Here is a 19558-nt window from a genome sequence, read left to right as displayed (position 1 = left end):
CTCCACCCCAGGGCTGCGGGCCCAGAAATCCCACTTTTCTCGTGCGGCTCGCCCAAATCTCATTCTGGAAAACCAGGAGCACAAAGGAGGAGGAAAGTCTGTGCCGAGAGCACAAGACAGCTGTGATCCCGGTTGCCACACTGAATGAAAACGTGTTCCAGATCACTGGACGCGGTCTCGATGATGAGAGGAAGCGATCGCAATGACGACCACAACCCGGACACCCGACACCACGAACTTGGCCGGTGTCGAAGAGCTCAAGAAACGCGTGATAGACATCCAGGGTGTGATCAGCGAGCACGCCCGGGAGAGTGAGGAGAACCGCCGCATTGCTCAGCCAGTAATTGACGCTCTGGATGAAGCCGAAGCATTCAAGCTCACGATCCCTAGACGCTACGGCGGGCTCGAACTGTCCATTCGCAACTTCGTAGACATCAATGCGTTGATCGCAGAGGCGGATACTTCCACCGCTTGGGTCACCACTTTGATCAATGTTTGTTGCTGGGTAGGGGGACGGTATTCGCAGCAAGCGCAGGACGAGATCTGGGGAGAGAACCCCGATGCCAAGGTGTGCGGCGTACTTGCGCCCAACGGCACCAGCAAGCGTGTAGACGGCGGTTACGTCATCAACGGCAACTGGGGCTTCGCCTCGGGTAGTCAGCACGCGGATTGGACGCTTCTCGGTATACCAATGGTCGATGAAACGGGCGCGCAGGTCGATCAGGGGGTCGCTATCGTTCCGATAGGCGAGTTGGGCTATAAGGATACTTGGTTCGTGGCAGGAATGTCCGGAACAGGCAGCAACACCCTGATCGCGGAGGATGTATTCGTCCCGGACCATCGAGTACTCTCGGTAAGTGAGGCACTGAAAGGCGAAACGGCTACGGAGTACAAAGACGAGGCCTTGTACCGCACTTCTTTCGCCTCGGTGCTTGCGCTAGTTCTGGCCGGTCCACTTGTCGGCGCAGCCCGCCAAGGCCTGAATCTGGTCCTCGCCTCCATGGCCAAGGGCAAGGGCATTTCCTACACTTTCTTCGACCATGCGGTGGATGCAGGTTCCACGCAGATTGGCATCGCCGAAGCGGCAAGTCTGATCGACACAGCTGAGCTCCACATCCAGCGCTCCGCTAATAATTTGGACGAGCATGCGAGAGCGGGCACTCAACCGTCCATGCTCGAGCGCTCCCGCGTGCGCATGGATACCGGCTATGCTGCTGAAAAGACACGTGAAGCTATGGACAAGCTACTGTCAATCCAAGGCGCTGGCAGCTTCGCGACCGCCAACCCGCTCCAGCGCACGTGGCGTGACCTGAACACGGCATCCCGCCACGCGATCATTGGACCGGGCATCGCCACGGAAATTTACGGTCGTGCGCTTTTGGGAATCAAAGAGCCGGTCAGTCCACTGGTCTAAGAACTCTGCGACGATGCCCCGCGGCGACCTGGCGCGCCCAGGTACGCCCCGCGGGGCCTCTTACCCATACAGCCAGAGCCCCTGACCCAACACTCCGGCGTCACACTGCTTGTTACTCGGAAGACAGGCCTTAGCCGCTGGAAGGTTCCTTTCCGAGCCCTTTTGCCCCTGCCCTGAGCAACGAACCCGGCAAAAGACAGCGATTGACCGGGGGCCGCGACTCCGTGGTCGCTACCAGTGCTGTTGAAGGGTCGAGTGAGGATCCTCGGCAGCGGCCAACCCCTGTGAGTTTGTCACAGGTCACGGCCTCCTCCAGTGGGTGGGGAGACTACCCCAGTCCGCCGGGAGGAGGCAGGCCGCATGCTCGAAAAACACTCACACCGGCGCCTGCAACCCTAATAGGTTTACAGTCGTGAACCGAATAGACGCTCCGCATTCGCGGTAGCCAGCTTTCGCCATGACGAGACCCCGCGGGGGGCGTCGGCCGCGTCAATACTCTCCAGCTGTGCGTCCACACCAGCCGCGGGCGTCCAGCAAGAATCACTGCCGTAAAGAATGTGATCGGAACCGGCCACCTTTTCGAGGACCGGCACGGCAGTTGGGAATGGCGTGCCCGCCATATCAAACCAAAACCTGTTCATGGCATCCTGCCATGCGGTAGTCCCGGTGCCTAACATCCGCTGGAAAAGCGCGATACGGTCTGAAAGAGCAGGCAACACTGCTCCAGCGTGCGGGACGATCACCTTCATGTCCGGATAGCGGTCCAAGACCCCGGAGAAGACCAAATCGACGATACTGCGAGTGTTGTCGAACATGAACTCGAGCATCGGCCGCGGTCTGCCCAACGCTGACTGCTCCCAGCCGACAGGAGAGGTCGGATGCACAAACACTGCGGCCTTCCGAGCGTCAAGCTCTGCCCACAACGGCTCCATTGCAGGGTGTCCGAGATATTGACCGTGAGCGTTCGATTCAAGCGCTACACCCACGGCCCCGAGATTGTCGAGTGAGCGGCGCGTCTCGCGAATGGCCGCATCCATATTGGGAACAGGGACTGATGCGAAGAACCTGAAGCGGTCAGGATAGTGCCGGACGTGACGCGCGGCAGCGTCATTCACGGATTGAGCTAGCGAAGCCGCATCGTCGTCGTCACCGAAGTGCACTCCGGGTGACGAGATCGAAAGCACTGCTTTGCGAATCCTTCGACGATTCATATCCGCAAGCTGTTGGTCAATGGTCCATGATGGCCAGCCAGGCATCCCGTCCGGATACACATGCCCGGCGTCCTGCGCTGCGGCAACGTAGTCCTCCGTGAGGAAATGCGCGTGGACATCTATGAGCTCGGTTTTGTCCGGCATACTGACCATCCTTCTTGCCCGGCAAGACTCAGACATTAATTGACTTTAGTGAACAAAATTGTACACTATTTCTCATGACAACAAGAATTCGAAATGTGCGCCTTGCCTTCGCCGCCAGCAAAAACAGCAACCATCCAGTTGATGTGGTCTTCGATGCGGCTATCACCTCAATTCGCCCTGCGTCAGACAATGCGATGACAGACGGAGACGTCGACGGGACTGGGAAGTTCCTCTTGCCTGGCCTCATCGACACTCATGTGCACCTTGGCTCAAGCAACGCCTTGCAGAACGCTGCGCGGGCCGGTGTCACCACACTGGTCGACCTCGGCACCCACCCTGACTCACTGATAATCGAGCAACGGGAGACCATAGGCGCCCCCGCGATCGTCAGCGCCGGCTCCGCGGCCTCTGCGCCAGGCAGTACCCAAATCACACGTATGGGTTTTCCCTCCGCGAGCGGAGTCACCGGTGCGACGGATGCGGATCGATACCTCGACTGGCGCGTTCAAAATGGATCCGACCTCATCAAGATCATCATTGAAGACCCCGACGCGACCGACGTGCCCGCTCTAGACAACGCAACCCTCGCCGCCTTGGTCCAAGGAGCACATAAGCGGGGTCTGATGACCGTGGCACACGTTGTGACGGCTTCCGCATTCGACCGCGGCCTTGATGCCGGCGTCGACATCCTTACCCACGCGCCGCTCGACCGAGACCTGGCGGACACGACGCTGAAGCAGATGCTGAGGCAGGGGACGATCTCATCCCCGACACTGGTCATGATGCGCGCCATGGCACAGGTTCAACTCGGCGACCGAGCCGATGAAGCATTTCAACATTCCGTCGACAGCGTTCACGCAATGCATGCGGCTGGAGTTCCGATCGTCGCTGGAACGGACGCGAATGAAACGCCGATCGCCCCTGTAGAGCATGGCCCTTCCCTCCACGACGAGATCGCTTATCTGCAAAAATGCGGGCTGACTCCATCCGAGGCACTCACCGCTGCGACGAGTGCAGCTGCGGACGCGTTCGGGCTATCCGATCGGGGCAGGATCGACATTGCCAAACGAGCCGACCTCGTCCTCGTCGACAGCGACCCCACCATTGAGCCCCGGATCCTGCGTCATCCTGCAGCTGTGTGGATCGCCGGCGTGGCCGTAGAGACGAACTGAACAGTACAATAAAACTCCTCACTGCGGGAACGCAGCAGGTCCGCCCTGCGAGCGCATGGGATGGTGATCGGAAACATTCCGGTTAACTTGCGCTCGGCGGAAGCATTTGACTGGAGTCACACCTCCAGCGCCCAGCCCCAATCCGCAATCAGCTAACGGATCTCGGAAGAGTACGGCTGCAATATTATGGACACAAAGGCATCGACACGTGAGCGTAGCCCAGATCATGTTCTCCGGGAGCGAGTTCTTGATCGCCATCGAGGAAACACGAACGAGCCTGAAAGGTACCTACATATCAGCAAAGGGCGAGGTCGCATTGCTTACTAACATGCCGAACAAATCCTGTGTCTGGAAATCAACCCCTGAGCCACACGTCATCCTGCCGCTGTGGCGTAGTTACGACCAATACCAGGTAGCGGCAACTCTCCGCACCACCGTTCCTTGGAGCGTGCGATAGTGAGCGCACGTGCCCGCCGACGAGGCAGCGAGCTCGAACACGCAGTCTTCGAGGCCACACTGGCCGAACTCGCCGAACACGGCATGGCAGGCCTGACGTTCGACCGCATTGCGGCCCGTGCGGGAGCAGGCAAAGCCTCCCTGTATCGGCGGTGGACCAGCCCTGAGCAACTTGTCATGGCAGCGCTGACCCGCGCCGAAGACCAAGCAAGGCGAAGCGAACATCCTAGCGGTACCCGCCTTGACGCTGTCGGCAATCTCCGCTCAGAGCTAATTACTTTCCTGGGGGATCTGGCGACTGGACTCACCACCCCTCTTGGTCGAGCACTAACACCACTACTGCTCGAGCGCGACCGTCGGCCCGAGCTCTGGAACCAGATCACCGTCCTTTTGGTCAATCCACGTCAGCGGCTTGTCTCCGAAGCACTCACACGCGCAGCCACCGACGGGCAGATTGATGCCAGCGCGGTGACCCCTGCACGAATCAGCGCCGGGCCTGCAATCGTGCTCGCCAGTCACCTCACCACGGGACCCGTTACGTCCGCCGAAGTGACCGATATCGTCGACGAAGTGATTCTCCCTGCCCTCGGATGGATCAGCCGGTGAGACAGCAGATCGTCTGATCAGGCTCTAACTACGGGCGTTATCATCCTCTGACCACTTCTTCGAAGGTACGGCCGCGGAATTGACAAGTTCTTGGTCATCAGTGTTGCTCCTAGCATTCAGTGCTCTTCCGTCTCCTTGGAATCCGTCAGGGTACGCACCCCAATGAAGGACATGACGAGCACAATGCCCGCCAGAATCCAGAAGGAGATCTGCTGGGAGTGCACGAATCCGTTGACGGTCGCGGCATCCCACGCGCCGTGCGGCAGAGTCTTCCCGACGACAGTCGCCATGACCGTTCCGACGACCGCCACGCCCACGGCGTTACCGAGTTCTTGAGCGGTGTCGTTCATCGCGGAACCGATTGAGGTGTGGGTTTCAGGAAGGGCACCCAAGAGGGCGACCGCGCCCGTCGTCATGATGGTTCGCATACCCATGGTCATGATGAGCATCCCGATCGCGCACCAGACATAACTGTGGGAAACCGCATACACCCACAACAGCAGACTCCCCAGAACCAGCACCGAGCCGATCATTGAGGTTTTGCGGTGGCCGAGTTTGACCACCATTCTGTCGACGAAAGGCCCGGCCAGCAGCATTCCGGCGACGAACGGCAGGTTCGCCAACCCGGCCTTGAAAGCGGACCAACCCCATGCGAATTGATACAGCTGGGTCGAACCGAACATCACACCGACCATCGCAATCATCACGGCGGTCTGGATGATGGCCGATCCGCGAACCGTCGGAATCGATAGCAAGGTCAGGTCGAGCATCGGATCTTTGGCCGTTTTCTCTCGCCAGATGAAAGCCACCAGACACACGATCCCTGCAACCAGGATGCCCAGGGTCTTCGGAGAGGACCAACCGTATTCGGTTCCTGCGGTGAACGAATAGAGGATCAAACCGAGAGCTCCGACGGAGAACAGCGCTCCGGGAACGTCGGTTCCGCCGACTCGACGGTCCTCCAGCTTGTCCCTCTCAACACCGAGTCGAACCCCCAGCCACGCGATCAGGGCCATCGGGGCGTTGAGGACGAGGAGCGACTGCCACGGCCAGCTTTCCACGGCGAGTCCGGCCAGCGTCGGCCCAATCGCGAAGCCGATCATGGACACGACCATGATCACACCGATCGCCTTGGTCCGCAGATCTTCTCGGTCGAAGAGGCGGAAAACCAAGGACATGGTCAGCGGGGCCATGAGTGCGGCGAACGCCCCGGACAGGGCACGGACGGCGATCAGCTCTGCCGGGGTCTGCACGAGCAGAACCGCCAGACCTGCCAGACCGAAGAGCGCGAGCCCGGTCAACAAGGTGCGACGCCGCCCGAGCTTGTCACCGAGGGTGCCGCCCACCATGAGCAGCCCTCCGAAAGTGAGGGAGTAGGCTCCGACGATCCACTGAAGGTCCGTCGGACTCGCGTGAAGGTCTCGCCCAACCGTAGGCAAGGCGACGTTGAGGATCGAGTTGTCGACCATCTCCACGAGCATCGCCAGACAAAGGCCGAGGAGTGCGGGCCACGCCGCGCGCAAGCTCTGAGGCTTGTTGGAGGCTTGTGGTGGAGCCTCCATCGTCGAAATTTCTTGGGCAGACATAGGGAAACCTTTCTATCGGATCGAACTGTGTTCGATGAATAGAACACCGTTCGATAAGTCGAACCGTGTTCGAGAATAGAACGTTGTTTGATTCCGCGCAAGAGCCTGCGTAGATTTTTGGGTATGACATCGTCCAGACCCGGGCCGAACAGGCAGAGCCTCACCGCCGCAGAGCGGGCGCAGCAGCGCGAAGTACGCCTCAATGCGCGGCGCAATGCTCAGCGCCAGGCACGCAAGAACGACCGGGTGGCGAATCAGAGATCACGATCCGGCAACGGCCGGGGGATGGCCCGTCAACGAGCTTCCCTTTCTCTCGACTCGATCCTTGAAACAGCCATCGCAACCCTTGATCGTGAGGGCGCCGAAAAGCTGACCCTCCGCGGCCTGGCGGCCGACCTGAACAGTGGGGTCGCCAGCCTGTACTGGTACGCGAGCGGCAAGGAAGAGCTCATGGCGTTAGCGGCTGACGAGTTGCTCGGCAGAGCCCTGCGGGAAAATGAGATCCTGGATTCCTCCGGGACCCCCACGCCCGCCGGCTTTGCGGATTTCTCGACTCCAGCGCCTGACCCTCGTACGAGCGAACAAACCGTCGACGCCCTCATGAGGCTTCGTCGTCTAATCCTGTGCCTCTTCGCACAGATGCTTGGACACCCGTGGCTCGCCGCTCAGCTCATCAAGGCAGGACCCGATGAGCACAATTCCTTCATGTACTGGGAAACGGTAGGGCAACAACTCTTGCGCATGGAGCTGTCCCGTTCCCAGCAATTTCACGCCTCTCTGGCCGTGATCAATTACGCCTCTGGCATGGGCGCAGAGATCGCCGAGGGGGCTAAGGAAATAGCTGACTTGGAGAGCAGGGAAGAAGGCTTCATCGACCAAATCCGCGAATGGGAAGCCTCGGATCCCGAAGAGTTCCCGTTTGTTCACGCGATTCTCGGGGAATTCGGCAAGATGGACGACCGTTCCCAATTCATCGCAGGGCTGGATCTGCTCCTGAGCGGGCTAGAGCGCCAAACCTGGGGGTGAGCGCTCGTCCAAAGGTGCACATGATCGTCGTCAGACCTGCCCAAAGACAGCCCTCACGGATGTCTTTGTCCCGCAATGCTGTCCGGCCTAAGCCATTCCCCGGACCATGCGGCCCGTCGTCGACGGCGCCCACGACCCCTCTGTTTCGAAAGCCTCGCCCAGCTCCTGGAACCCGTGACGACGATAGAAACGGGCAGCGGCCTCGTTGCCGTTGATGAGCCACAGCAACGCCGGGTCCTCCGAGGGCAAAACCTCCTGCAGCAATTCTTTTCCTAGACCGTCGTTCTGGGCCTCGGGAAGGATGTACAGGTTAATGAGTTTGCGCAGCCGCTGGCCCGCTGGGGCTTCGAGCCGGTGGGCGCCGATCTCGCGCTCCCAGTCCTCGAGCGGACCCGCGTCGGTGGCCAAGGCTATGCCGACGGGTCGAAACCACATGTCCGGGTCCGCACCCACGGAACAGCAACCGTAATCATTGCTCTCACCGAATTGGGGGTTCGCCCAGGCGATGAAAGCCCGGGCACCCGGCTGTGAAAGATACTCAAGGTCCTCGGAAGCGATCTCACCAGCCTGAGCACGCATCCTAGGCCCGAAGTCGGGCCCGATGATTTCCCGGTACGACTTTTCCAGAGCACTCAGGTGCACCTGCGTGTAGGTCGAAGCATCTTCGACGCCAGCGGGAGAAATGACATATTTTCCGTCACAGACGAAGGTCATTCATTTCCTTCGATTGCTTGCTCGAGCCTTTCGAGCTTGCCCGTCAATTCGCCTTCGTACCCTGGTCGAATATCCGCCTTGAGCACGAGGGACACGCGCGTTCCATACTCGCCGACGGCTTCGGTCGCGCGTTTGATGACGTCCATGCATTCGTCCCAGTCGCCTTCGATGGTGGTGAACATCGAATCGGTGCGGTGGGGCAAACCGGATTCGCGGACGATGCGGACTGCCGCCGCAACGGCTTCATGGACCGAAGCGTCGGGGGACTCGCCGCCGGACGGGGCAACTGAGAATGCGAACAACATGGTTCCAGAATGCCACCGACCATGCTCAATGGCCTAGAGAATTCCGCCAACCGTTGAATCTTCCACATGAGACGTACCACGTACCGCCGTGACGACGCCGCGCCTAAAATCGATATCGTCAGCGCGCCGAGCAGGCGAGCCCTCCAGCGAAGGATGAATCATGACCACCGGAATTTTTCTCGATGCAATGACCCCGCGGGCGGGTAAGACTCTGATCGCCTTGGGCCTGACCGATTCCTTGATTCGCAGGGCGGACTCTGTCGGCTATTTCCGGCCGGTCTTCGAGACCGACTCGGTCGAGACCGACCCTCGGATCAGGCTCATGCGCCAGACCTTCGATCTCGACGGTTCTTCGGCACGCGGCGGCGTTTCGCTGGCGCGATGCCGCGAGCTTCTCGCCGCCGGAGATCTCAACGAGCTGGTCAACACGTCCTTGTCAATCTATTCGGAGATGAGTCAACAATTCGACGTCGTCATTGTGGACGGCACCGATCTGCTGGCTCACAATGCGGCAACTGCAGAATTCGACATGAATGCCAGACTCGCCAACAACATGGGTTGCTCCGTCCTGGCAGTGATCTCCGGGGCCGAAGCAGACAGCGTCGAAGACATCGTCAACTCCGTGGAAGTTACACGCGCCGAGCTGCACGCTGCCAAAACGGATCTGCTGGGCATCATTGTCAACAGGGTTGATCCGGAGATGGCCTCCGAGGTCGAGGCCCATGTTCCCGCGGGGCGCCGCGGGGGCCACGTTTACGTTGTTCCGGAGACTCCAGCAATTTCGCACCCCACGGTCGACGAGGTTGTCAACGAACTCGACCTCGAAGCCGAGGGGGTCGGGGCATCCCTGGATCGCGACATCCAAGCGGTCAAAGTCGCGGCGATGACGGTCGGCAATTTCCTCGAACAGATGGCGGACGGAGACTTCGTCATCACGCCGTCGGACCGCTCCGACGTCGTGATGGCGACTTTGGCCTCTGCGCTCTCCCCGACGTTCCCGGTTCCTTCGGGTGTGCTCCTCTCGGGGGATCTGCATATCAATACCGCGACCCAAGCGTTGATCAAGGCTGCTCCCTTTCCGATCCTGCGTACCTCGGTGGATACTTTCTCCGCGGCACAGGCCGTGGGAGCGGTTCACGGCCAATTGCGGGCAGGTGCACCCCGAAAGATCGCAGCGGCCATGGGCGAATGGTCGAAGTCCGTGGATGAGAAGGAACTGCTCGGGCGCCTTGACTTACCTCGCCCCGCCACCATGACCCCATTGCGCTTCCTGCACGAACTGATCGAAACGGCCCGCTCGAATCGGCGCCGCATCGTTCTGACCGAGGGGGAAGACGTCCGAATCCTGCGTGCTGCCGAGATCATTGTCCGGCGCGACTTCTGCGATCTGACCATTCTGGGAAGCGAGTCGACGGTGCGCGAACTGGCCCAGGCCGAAGGCATCGATCTCAGTTTCGCCTCCAGCGGATCCCCCAGCCGGGGCGAAGTCAGATTGATTGACCCCACCGATTCCCCGTTGCGGGAGGAATACGCCGCCGAATACGCCAGGCTCCGGGCGCACAAGGGCGTAGAACTCGAGCAGGCCAAGGAACGCATGCTGGACGGTTCTTACTTCGGAACCATGATGGTTCAACTCGGTCATGTGGACGGGATGGTTTCGGGCGCTGCGCACACCACGGCCAATACCATCCGCCCGGCCCTGGAATTCGTGAAAACCAAACAGGGAGTCAACATCGTTTCCTCGGTGTTCTTCATGCTCCTCGAGGATCGCGCGCTGGTGTACGGGGACTGCGCGGTGAACCCCAATCCCAATGCCGAGCAGCTCGCCGACATCGCCAAGGCGAGCGCGCGGACCGCAAGGCAGTTCGGCGTCGAACCACGGGTTGCCATGCTTTCCTATTCAACCGGAGGGTCCGGCTCGGGCGAGGACGTCGACCGCGTTCGTGAAGCAACCGAGTTGGTGCGCTCAACACACCCGGATTTCGAGGTCGAGGGACCGATCCAGTATGACGCCGCAACCAATGCTTCAGTTGCGGAGTCGAAGCTCCCGGGCTCTCAGGTTGCCGGTCGGGCCACAGTTTTTGTGTTCCCGGATCTCAACACGGGCAACAACACCTACAAGGCGGTTCAACAGTCCTCGGGCGCCGTGGCAGTCGGCCCGGTCCTCCAGGGGCTTCGCAAACCGGTCAATGACCTTTCTCGCGGCTGCACGGTCGACGACATCGTGAACACTGTGGCCATCACGGCGATTCAGGCGCAGTCGGAGTAGCCCGCACCCAACCAGTGTTCTGCCTCTGTTCTCTCTGCCGGGCATCAGGTTCATTGATTGTCCTAGCGGTTCCGGGCGTCCGACCTTAGACTTCACTCAAGCACCGTGAAGGAGTTCGAGCGCTATGAGTGTCCCGCGTCCTGAATACATCGATTTTCCTGGAATGAGAACAGTGGTTGTTCGGTTCCGCGAACTGCCCATGCGTGAAATGCCCACTGCCATGGACGAGGCATTCTCAACCTTGGGGCAGGCGGTTCAACAGGGCCTGTTCAGCCCAGCCGGTCCCGCATTCTCCCGCTACGAGTCCGTTCCCGACCAAACCGCTACGTTCGAGACCGGATTCCCAGTGGACGAACCTTTGAGCGAAACGGTCACCGTCGGCGATGTGAAGATCATTCCGTCCGAGTTGCCGGCCTGCCGCTTGGCCACAGCGAGGCATCGTGGCCCCTATGACGGGCTCCCGGAATCGTGGCAGTCCTTCATGGAAAGGCTCGAAGCGGACGGCAAAACCCCACTCATGCCTTTCTGGGAGGCTTACGAGACCAAGCCGGGCCCCGACGTCGCCCCCGAAACGCTCGTTACTGGGCTGGCGATACCCGTCAAAGACAAGTAGCCGAGCACCCACCTGTTCCGAGCGCAACCCAACGCCAGAGAGGGTCGCCAACCCGGCCGAAACGCCACCGCCGTTGTCGCCCCCCCGCGAGCCTGCGGACCGCATACGCCATGGGCATACACCCCTTCCGCATCCGTCGAGAACGGGAGTAGCGTTTGAAGAGATGGGTGTTGGTTACGCCGAACAGCGTGACAGATGAGACCCGGAACCAGGGCGCACAGAGCGCTCCGGCGACACAACCCTTCTTCAGGAGGTGCAATATGAGTCGCACGAACAAGGCAGAGGACTCTCCCGAAGAAAAAATCGGGATGAGCCCGGAAGAAGAAAAGGCCTATCAAGAGGAATCGGGTTCTCAAGGAGAACCCGGCGACGGCGCAGTCGGTGACATGACCGATTCTCAGGGACGAGCGCCCGCTACGGATAACTAACTCCCGTCCCCTTCACATAGCTATCAGACGAACCACATTCGAGTCCTGAATTCAAGGACCCTCACAGAGGAGTAGCAATGACTGAAACCATTAAGGCCCCGCAGCCCGCAGGCGACACCAAAACCCGCCGCGAGAACGCGGAAAAGGGATTCGTTGCCCCCAAAGAATTGCGTGATGACCTGCAGAAGGTTCTCGTTGACCTGATCGCCCTGCACATGGTCGGGAAACAGGCCCACTGGAACATCGTCGGACCGAACTTCCGCGATCTGCACCTGAATCTGGACGAAGTCGTCGACATCGCCCGCGAGGCCTCCGACGACGTCGCCGAACGCATGCGCGCCCTGCACGCTACGCCGGATGGTCGGCCTGCCGTTGTCGCCGTGGACACCACTCTGCCGGAGATGCCTCAGGGAGAAGTGCTGACCACCGATGCGATCGACGTGGTCGTCCGCTCCCTCGAAGCAACCACGGGCACCATGCGAGAAGTACACGACGCCGTGGACGAGGCCGATCCCACGTCGGCCGATATTCTGCACGGAATCCTCGAGAAACTCGAGCAACAGGCCTGGTTCATCAGCGCAGAAACGCGTACTCCGGCCAAAGCCAAGTAATCTGGCCCATTTCTGAGCATCTCAGCCCGGGAAGTCATCGTTATCGGCCTAGCCGAAACACATGATTTCCCGGGCTTTGTACGTTCGGGTGGCAGTGCTTCCGTCACCCGGGTGTGTTAGACCAGAACCACTACGAATTTCGAACATCGCCACCGCACCAAGGGCTTGTCCAAGCATTCGCGTCATCAGAACGATGCGTATGCCGCTCCAGGCGTAGAATTTCTATAGTTTCCCTATACATCAATCACTCGACACAGGAGATGCGGAAGGTGTACAACCCCCAACGCTTTAAGGACTACTTCGAAAGCGCCTTCACCTATGAAGCCGGCTTCCGACGCAATGTTCGACGGTACGGATCCGACCCAGCGATCATCGACCCGGAAACCAACCGACAGTGGACCTACGCCGAACTCGACGCCGACGTCGCGCGGGCCGCCTCCGCCCTGATCGAGGCCGGGGTAGGCCGCGGCGATGCCGTTGTTTATCAGCTTCCCAACTGCCCCGAATTCGCAATTCTCTATCTTGCAACGCAACGTATCGCCGCGGTCAGCGTGCCGATCAATTACCGTTTGTCGGCAGGGGAAACCTCGCACATTCTCGACGACAGCTCCCCCAAGGTTTTCGTATTCACCGACAAATACCGAGAGACGGCCGACCAGGCCGTCGAACTCGCACAAGGCAACCCGATCGAGTGGGTCCTTGGCGACGAGACACGGGACGGAGCCGTCGAGTTCTGGGATGCTGTGAATTCGGCCCCGGACCACAACCCGCGCGTGCCGGAAGACTTTTCCACGTATGAAGAGGCCACCCGTCTCTACACCTCAGGGACCACGGGGATGCCCAAGGGCGTGCCGCTCCCCTCGCTCGTTGACGTGATGTCCGCCCACGACGTCATCATGCATTTCCCCTTGTCACCAAACGATCGCACGCTCAACACCACACCCTGGTTCCACCGGGGTGGCTTGTATTCCGGTGGCCCGAACCCTGTCTTCTACTCCGGCGGCTCGGTGGTCCCCATGCGCGTATTCGACGCGGACAAGGCGCTGGATCTCACGGAAGAACTGGGAATCAGCTTCCTCATCGGAGCGCCGGTGACCCTCGGCATGCTCGCGGCTGCCCAGGAACGTCACCCGCGAGACCTTTCGACACTTCGAGGCATCGTGACGATGGGCGCTCCCCTCTCCCGTGCGGATGCCATCAGATACCAGGAGGTCCTGACCCCCCGGATCTTCAACGGGTACGGGACGACCGAGACCTTCTGGAATACCTTCCTGCGCCCCGAAGACCTGCCGGACCATGCGGGTACCGCTGGTCGGGCCAGCACGGACGACGACGTCGCTGTCGTCAAAATCTTCGAAGACCGAGTCGCGACCCCTGAAGAAACGGCGGCAACCGACAACACCGAAATCGGTGAGGTCATCATGCGCTCCCCCAAGTCCGGATTCTCCTATTTCAACAATCCGCACCGCGACGAGGAAAAATTCCACTACGGCTGGCTCTACCCAGGCGATTTGGCGACGTGGGACGATCAGGGATTCGTGACCGTCGTCGGACGCAAGGACGACATGATCATCTCGGGTGGAGAGAACATCCACCCGGTCCAGGTCGAGGAAGCCCTCGAGGAGCACCCCGGCGTGAATGCCGCGGTGGTCGTGGGCGTGGCAGACAAGCATTGGGGCCAACGAATTGTCGCCTATATCCTCCCCGAAGGCGATGGCGTCACTGCGGAAGAGCTCGACGCGCTGTGCAGGAACAACCAGCGCTTGGCCGATTTCAAACGCCCTCGCGCTTACCGGTTCGTAGATGAGCTGCCGCTGACGCCAACCGGCAAGAAGATGCACTTCAAGGTCGCGGAACTCGCAGCCGAGGACGACGCCGCCGAGAGGCTCATCACGCCCCAGAAGTGATCCGGAGCTCGAAGCCCAGAAACGCGTCGTGACGGTGAGATACTGGAGCGTGCACCGTCACGACGCGAAGGGAACCCAATGCTCGTCCTCGTCATCAATTCCGGATCTTCGTCGATCAAGTATCAGGTGCGAGAGGTCTCCACGTCTGAGGAGAACATCGCTCCCTACACTTCATCTATGCCGGCCATCAACGAACGCATCACCCTGGAGCGGGCGACACTGGGCGCGGAGGGTGATGAGGTTCTGACGAAAGGCCTCATCGAGAACATCGGCGAAGGCGGGGGGATCGGCGATCACTCCCAGGCATTGGACGTGATGGCTGAACGCCTGGACCGTGAGCTGAACGGTCGCGAGATCGACGCCGTGGGCCACCGCGTCGTCCACGGCGGCGAACGCTTCTCCGCGCCGGTGATCGTCAACAACGAGATCATCCGCGCCATCGAACGCCTCGCGCCGCTTGCACCGCTCCACAATCCGGCCGCGGCCCTGGGCTTGCGCGCCATCCAGAAGAAGTGGCCGAGTTTGCCGCAGGTGGTCGTGTTCGACACCGCGTTCCATCGTTCCCTCCCGGAAAAGGCGTGGCGCTACGCCATTCCGGACGCTTTCTACCGCTTGCACGGCATCCGCCGCTACGGCTTCCACGGAACCAGCCACGACTACGTGACCGGCAAAGCCGCCGAATTCCTCGGAGTGGCTCGTGAGGAATTCAACGCGGTCATTGCACACTTGGGAAATGGCGCCTCGGTCACCGCCATCAGGGGCGGCACATCGATCGACACCTCAATGGGGTACACGCCGTTGGCTGGCCTGGTCATGGGCACCCGCTCGGGCGACGTCGATCCCTCGGTGCTCACGGGAATCCTGACGCGCAACAAAGACGTCGACGCCGAGCGTTTGGACGAAATCCTCAACAAAGAATCGGGCCTTGTGGCCATCGGCGGCACCAATGACATGCGCGAGCTCGCCGAACGTGCCGGCTCCGGTGATCGGAACGCGCAGTTGGCCATGGACATGGCCGCGTATCGCTTGGCGAAGTACATCGGCGGTTATCACGTTGCTGTCGGAGGGATGCGCAGCCTTGTCTTCACCGCTGGCATCGGGGAGAATTCGGCGGTATTCCGCAAACTCGTGGTTGAGGAGCTCGCTGCTCTGGGCATCACGTTGGACGAAGAAGCCAACGAGGCCCGATCCGGTGAGATCCGGGTGATCTCCGCGAAGGACTCGACGATCACGGTTTTGGTCGTCCCTACCGACGAGGAACGCGCCATCGCCGAGGCGACAGCAGGCTTGGTCACGGCCCGGGCCGACCACCGGTAGCCCCTGTTCACGGGCAGCGAGGGCATTGACCGGTCTGTGTCAGCGATACTGCGACGTCCTCGCTCCGTGACGCAGAGCCTGACGGAGATGCGGTGTCCGGGCGTACCACCCTCCCTGAGTCGACCCTGGGAGCATCCCTTTCCGACGCCGGAGCCTCGGACACAGCTTTCCTGTTCGCGCGCCGAAGCACGACGGCTCCCGCTGCGAACCCCGCCACCAGCACCAGCTGGACGATGGAGACGATGCCGAAGGCCTGGGTGGACGTGAACAGAGACTGAAACCATGCGTAGGCCGCGCCGATCGTGGCGACACCGGCCGCGATCCCTGTCTGTTGCATCGTTGAAATCAATCCGCCCGTCAGTCCGCCGACGCGCTCCGGGACTTCCGCCATCACAGTGGATACCAAGGGACCGAATTGCAGGGCCTGACCGACTCCCAGGACGACGGCAGGAACCTGGAACCACCATTCCCAGGCGGTGTCGGAGACCAGGGACACCAACCCCACGCCGATCAGACCGATCCCCTGGAGAGCCGCGCCGAGCAGCATGGTGCCAGGCCCACCCAGCCGGGCGGTGATGCGGTGATACTGCAACGAAGCCATGAGGAAGGCCAGGCAGAACGGAACGAGCACCGTCCCGGACATCCAGGCGGGATCGCCCCGACCGGATTGGGTGAGTACCGCGTAATTGAACGTCCATGCCCCGTACCCGCCGAAGAACACCATCGCCATGCCCCCGCCGATCACGAGGGGCCGAGCACGAAGCACCTCCGGAGGCAACAGAGGATGTCCTCCACCGCGGGCGGCCGCTCTCTGCTGCACAATCAGCCCGATAAGTGCCACGAACGCAAGGACCATCAAGGCCACGCACCAGGTGGACCACCCCGCCTTCGGACCCAATGAGAGTGCGACGATCAAGCCGCCGAGTGTGGTCAGTAACAGAATGGCCCCGGCCGGGTCGGTCCTCAGTCGCGGATTTCCGCCGTCGAAGGGCAAACGGAATGCGTTCAGTCCGGCGAGAACACAGAGTACGGCGAACACGGCGAATGCCAACCGCCACCCGAGCTCAGGCCCACCCGCGGATACCAGGAACCCGCCGATGACCTGACCGGCCACGGTGCCCACCCCGGCAGCGGCGGTGTACATCCCGACCGCCCGAGTCCGAGCCGCTCCGGAGACGGTGGCCTGGATGATCGAGAGGATTTGCGGCATCATCCCGGCAGCGGCAAATCCTTGCGCCACCCGTGCCGTGATGGCAGAACCGGGATTCCATGCGCAGGCCACGGCGACGGAGCACACGGCGAGTCCCAGCATGCCAATGATGAACAGGCGACGCCGGCCGAATTTGTCCCCCAACCGGCCGCAGTAAATGATCCCGGAGGCGAACGCGGCGGCGAAGATGCCGACCATGAGCGCGCTCTGACCGTCATCGGCGCCGAGCGATTCCTTCATCTGGGGAGCGGCGATCGAGCCCAAGGAAAAGACGAAAGTGGAAAGAAGGGCCGCCAGGTGCAGCGGCCAGAGGATTGGTTTGTTCATGCCTCTACCGTGCGGCGGGCAAGGAGGAAATGGCAGTGCCGGGCGATGCTGGTAGTGCCACTACCAGGATGAGGGGTTTCTTCCTGGTTCACGGGCTTGCAAGAATGTTCTCATGACAAGGACGAACCCCGGGGAGCTGAGCAACCACGAGTTGGGCGCATTCCTGCGCAGTCGTCGAGATCGGCTGACGCCTCGGGACGTGGGCCTGCCGTGCGGGCCGCGACGGCGTGTGCCGGGACTGCGTCGTGAGGAGGTGGCGGTTCTGGCCCACGTCGGCACCACCTGGTACACGTGGCTCGAGCAGGGACGCGAAGTCCATGCGTCCGTGGATGTCCTGACCGCTATCGCGGACGCACTGTTGCTCGAACCCGAGGAGCGCGCGCACTTATTCAGGCTGGGCGGCTACCCGGCGCAGGCCCAGCGCCCGGGCACAAGCATCATCGACGACAGGCTCCGCGCAATGCTGAACAAAGCAATGCCGTACCCGGCCATGGTTCACGATGAACTCTATCGGTGGCGCGTCTACAATCCCGCCTTCCGCTTTCTGATCGACGACGCCGACGAGGCGGCGGATCGATCCTGCGTCCATCAGCTCCTGGAGAACCGAGCATGGCAGAACGCGTTCCGAAATGATCCTGAACAACTTCGGATTTTCGTGGCCAAACTGCGCGCGTCATTCGGCGAGTCACCCGAGCACCCGGATTGGTCCGAGCATCTGAACAGGCTCCGGACCCACGAGGAATTCCGCAGGCTCTGGGATTCCGGTGACGTGGTCCGCGAGGCCAATCACATCAAGACCGTGGACAATCCCTGGGTGGGAACCTTGCGCCTGAGCAATCTGACGCTCGTGGTGCAGGAGGACCGCAGGCTCGCCCTCTCGATCCACCAGCCCGAGGACTCGACGACTGCCGCCCGTCTGGAACACCTGCAGGAGTTGATCCACACGGGTCAGATCGAACGGGCTCAGGGGCACCGCGTGCCACCCGGACCCGACGAGGACGTCGTGCGTCGGTTGCCCCTGCGCTCGGTCGGGTGAGACTGCCAGGCCTGGCGGATGGGCCACCCTCCTGGTAAATCTGAACGATATGCACGTGTGCAGCACAGACCCCGAAAAACCTCAAGCCTCATGAAATATCCAAGAAAGGTTGACCATGTCGTTCTCTCTTCCCCAGGAACAGTCCACCCGATCCATCGGCCGAAAGGCCGTCTCGAGCGGCGTGAGTCGTCGAACCGTACTGGCGGGCGCCGCCGCCGCGGTCCCTGCGGCGCTGATCGCGACCGCCGCCGGCGCCTCGGCGCCGGGCAAGGGAGAAGCGCCGGACAGCAGGCAACGGCCCGACATGGCATCCAAGATCCGTGAGCTCGAGCACGAACTCGACGGGGAGATCGGCGTCTATGCATTCGATACGTCGACCGGCGCCTGCTTCGGCTACCGGGACCAACAGCGGTTTCTCTTCTGCTCGGTGAGCAAGGTTCTCGTGGCAGCCACGGTACTGAACCGCGCTTCCCAGGATCCGACGTTGCTCGAGCGGCGAGTCAGCATCACTCGGGAGGACATCTTGGCCTACGCGCCGGTGACCAGCCAACATCTGGAGGACGGAATGACCGTCGAGGAACTCTGTGCGGCCGCTCTGACGGTCAGCGACAACACGGCGTCGAACCTACTGATGGAGCAGTGCGGCGGCCCCGAGGCCGTGACCGCTTTCGTCCGGTCCACGGGCGATGTCACGACCAGACTCGACCGGATCGAGCCCGACCTCAACGAGGCCTCCGGTGTCCTCGACACGACGACTCCTGCCGCGTTCTCCGAGACCTTGAACCGACTGACCCTCGGCGACGCACTGACTGCCTCCGGGCGGGACAAACTCGTCGGGTGGATGAAAGAATCGACAACCGGCGCCGAACAGATCCGTGCGGGCCTCCCGGAGGGAACACTCACCGGCGACAAGACGGGGTCGGGCACCCACGGCGAGTCCAACGACGTCGCCGTCATCTGGCCACAGCAGGGGGCGCCGGTCATCATGTCGGTCTTCACCAAGTCACACCGTACGGATGACACCGTCGGCCAGAAGGCCGCCATCGCCGGAACCGCCGAGGCCGTGTTCGAGGGCCTCATCGGCTGAGGACGAAGTGCAACCTCAATCTGTTGTGCCGCCGGTCCCACTTCCGACCATTGCACCGAGACTTCGGACGCGAAGACACTACTTCTCTGAACACACCCCACGCCGAGTGTGACGTGGGC

General features: G+C 61.4%; 17 protein-coding genes. 12 read left to right on the top strand and 5 right to left on the bottom strand.

Translation table 11 applies throughout. From position 1 onward, the window contains the following. Window positions 1-202: 202 nt before the first annotated feature. On the top strand, window positions 203-1414 hold the full coding sequence (locus tag sake_RS01235; RefSeq protein ID WP_178945282.1) for an acyl-CoA dehydrogenase family protein: 1212 nt from the start codon (window positions 203-205) through the stop codon (window positions 1412-1414). A gap of 404 nt (window positions 1415-1818) precedes the next feature. On the opposite strand, the gene sake_RS01230 is transcribed toward sake_RS01235, so the two are convergent. Next, entirely contained in the window at window positions 1819-2769 is a 951-nt protein-coding gene (locus tag sake_RS01230) for an amidohydrolase family protein (protein WP_129358480.1), read from the bottom strand. Window positions 2770-2843: 74 nt separating this feature from the next. On the opposite strand from sake_RS01230, the gene sake_RS01225 reads away from it, so the two are divergent. Together sake_RS01225 and sake_RS01220 are read left to right on the top strand one after the other, a co-directional pair. After that, window positions 2844-3941 carry an amidohydrolase family protein gene (locus sake_RS01225; protein WP_178945281.1) on the top strand — a complete coding sequence of 366 codons (1098 nt, stop codon included), beginning with the start codon at window positions 2844-2846 and terminating at the stop codon, window positions 3939-3941. Between the two features lie 456 nt (window positions 3942-4397). Further along, window positions 4398-5003: a TetR/AcrR family transcriptional regulator gene (locus tag sake_RS01220; protein ID WP_197964443.1), complete on the top strand. Its 606-nt coding sequence runs from the start codon at window positions 4398-4400 to the stop codon at window positions 5001-5003. 116 nt (window positions 5004-5119) lie between these two features. Here sake_RS01220 and sake_RS01215 read toward each other — a convergent pair whose 3' ends face one another. Next, complete coding sequence (locus tag sake_RS01215; RefSeq protein ID WP_243155715.1) at window positions 5120-6589, bottom strand: MFS transporter; 1470 nt, start codon at window positions 6587-6589, stop codon at window positions 5120-5122. 123 nt (window positions 6590-6712) lie between these two features. Between sake_RS01215 and sake_RS01210 the strand changes: the two genes are divergently transcribed. Next, the gene (locus sake_RS01210; RefSeq protein ID WP_243155714.1) at window positions 6713-7615 is read left to right on the top strand and encodes a TetR/AcrR family transcriptional regulator; all 903 of its coding nucleotides are present in this window, start codon (window positions 6713-6715) and stop codon (window positions 7613-7615) included. Between the two features lie 87 nt (window positions 7616-7702). Here the strand turns inward: sake_RS01210 and sake_RS01205 are convergent, their stop codons facing one another. Beyond that, a complete protein-coding gene (locus sake_RS01205; protein ID WP_129358476.1) occupies window positions 7703-8329 on the bottom strand; it encodes a GNAT family N-acetyltransferase in 627 nt (208 codons plus the stop codon). Continuing rightward, entirely contained in the window at window positions 8326-8634 is a 309-nt protein-coding gene (locus sake_RS01200) for a thiamine-binding protein (RefSeq protein WP_129358475.1), read from the bottom strand. The genes sake_RS01205 and sake_RS01200 overlap by 4 nt, the downstream gene beginning before the upstream one ends. 160 nt (window positions 8635-8794) lie before the next feature. Between sake_RS01200 and pta the strand changes: the two genes are divergently transcribed. From pta to sake_RS01170, 6 genes are all read left to right on the top strand, one after another. Next, a complete protein-coding gene (gene pta / locus sake_RS01195; RefSeq protein ID WP_178945279.1) occupies window positions 8795-10903 on the top strand; it encodes a phosphate acetyltransferase in 2109 nt (702 codons plus the stop codon). A gap of 124 nt (window positions 10904-11027) precedes the next feature. Continuing rightward, complete coding sequence (locus sake_RS01190) at window positions 11028-11516, top strand: GyrI-like domain-containing protein (RefSeq protein ID WP_178945278.1); 489 nt, start codon at window positions 11028-11030, stop codon at window positions 11514-11516. Window positions 11517-11776: 260 nt separating this feature from the next. Next, the gene (locus sake_RS01185) at window positions 11777-11944 is read left to right on the top strand and encodes a hypothetical protein (RefSeq protein WP_165000924.1); all 168 of its coding nucleotides are present in this window, start codon (window positions 11777-11779) and stop codon (window positions 11942-11944) included. A gap of 77 nt (window positions 11945-12021) precedes the next feature. Beyond that, window positions 12022-12555, top strand: coding sequence for a Dps family protein (locus tag sake_RS01180; protein WP_129358472.1), 534 nt, complete (start codon window positions 12022-12024; stop codon window positions 12553-12555). Between the two features lie 260 nt (window positions 12556-12815). Then, window positions 12816-14462, top strand: a complete 1647-nt coding sequence (locus sake_RS01175) for an AMP-binding protein (protein ID WP_178945277.1) — start codon at window positions 12816-12818, stop codon at window positions 14460-14462. 78 nt (window positions 14463-14540) lie between these two features. Beyond that, the gene (locus sake_RS01170) at window positions 14541-15779 is read left to right on the top strand and encodes an acetate/propionate family kinase (protein WP_129358470.1); all 1239 of its coding nucleotides are present in this window, start codon (window positions 14541-14543) and stop codon (window positions 15777-15779) included. A 7-nt stretch (window positions 15780-15786) separates the two neighbouring features. Here sake_RS01170 and sake_RS01165 read toward each other — a convergent pair whose 3' ends face one another. Continuing rightward, window positions 15787-17316, bottom strand: coding sequence for an MFS transporter (locus sake_RS01165; protein ID WP_129358469.1), 1530 nt, complete (start codon window positions 17314-17316; stop codon window positions 15787-15789). Between the two features lie 112 nt (window positions 17317-17428). On the opposite strand from sake_RS01165, the gene sake_RS01160 reads away from it, so the two are divergent. Together sake_RS01160 and bla are read left to right on the top strand one after the other, a co-directional pair. Further along, window positions 17429-18352 carry a helix-turn-helix transcriptional regulator gene (locus tag sake_RS01160; RefSeq protein ID WP_129358468.1) on the top strand — a complete coding sequence of 308 codons (924 nt, stop codon included), beginning with the start codon at window positions 17429-17431 and terminating at the stop codon, window positions 18350-18352. Between the two features lie 115 nt (window positions 18353-18467). Continuing rightward, window positions 18468-19439: a class A beta-lactamase gene (gene bla / locus sake_RS01155; RefSeq protein ID WP_129358467.1), complete on the top strand. Its 972-nt coding sequence runs from the start codon at window positions 18468-18470 to the stop codon at window positions 19437-19439. Window positions 19440-19558 lie beyond the last annotated feature (119 nt).

Source organism: Kocuria sp. TGY1127_2, from assembly GCF_013394385.1.
Classification (GTDB): Bacteria; Actinomycetota; Actinomycetes; order Actinomycetales; family Micrococcaceae; genus Rothia.
Note: the sequence above shows the minus strand (reverse complement) of the source record. Positions and strands in the feature narration are given on the sequence as shown.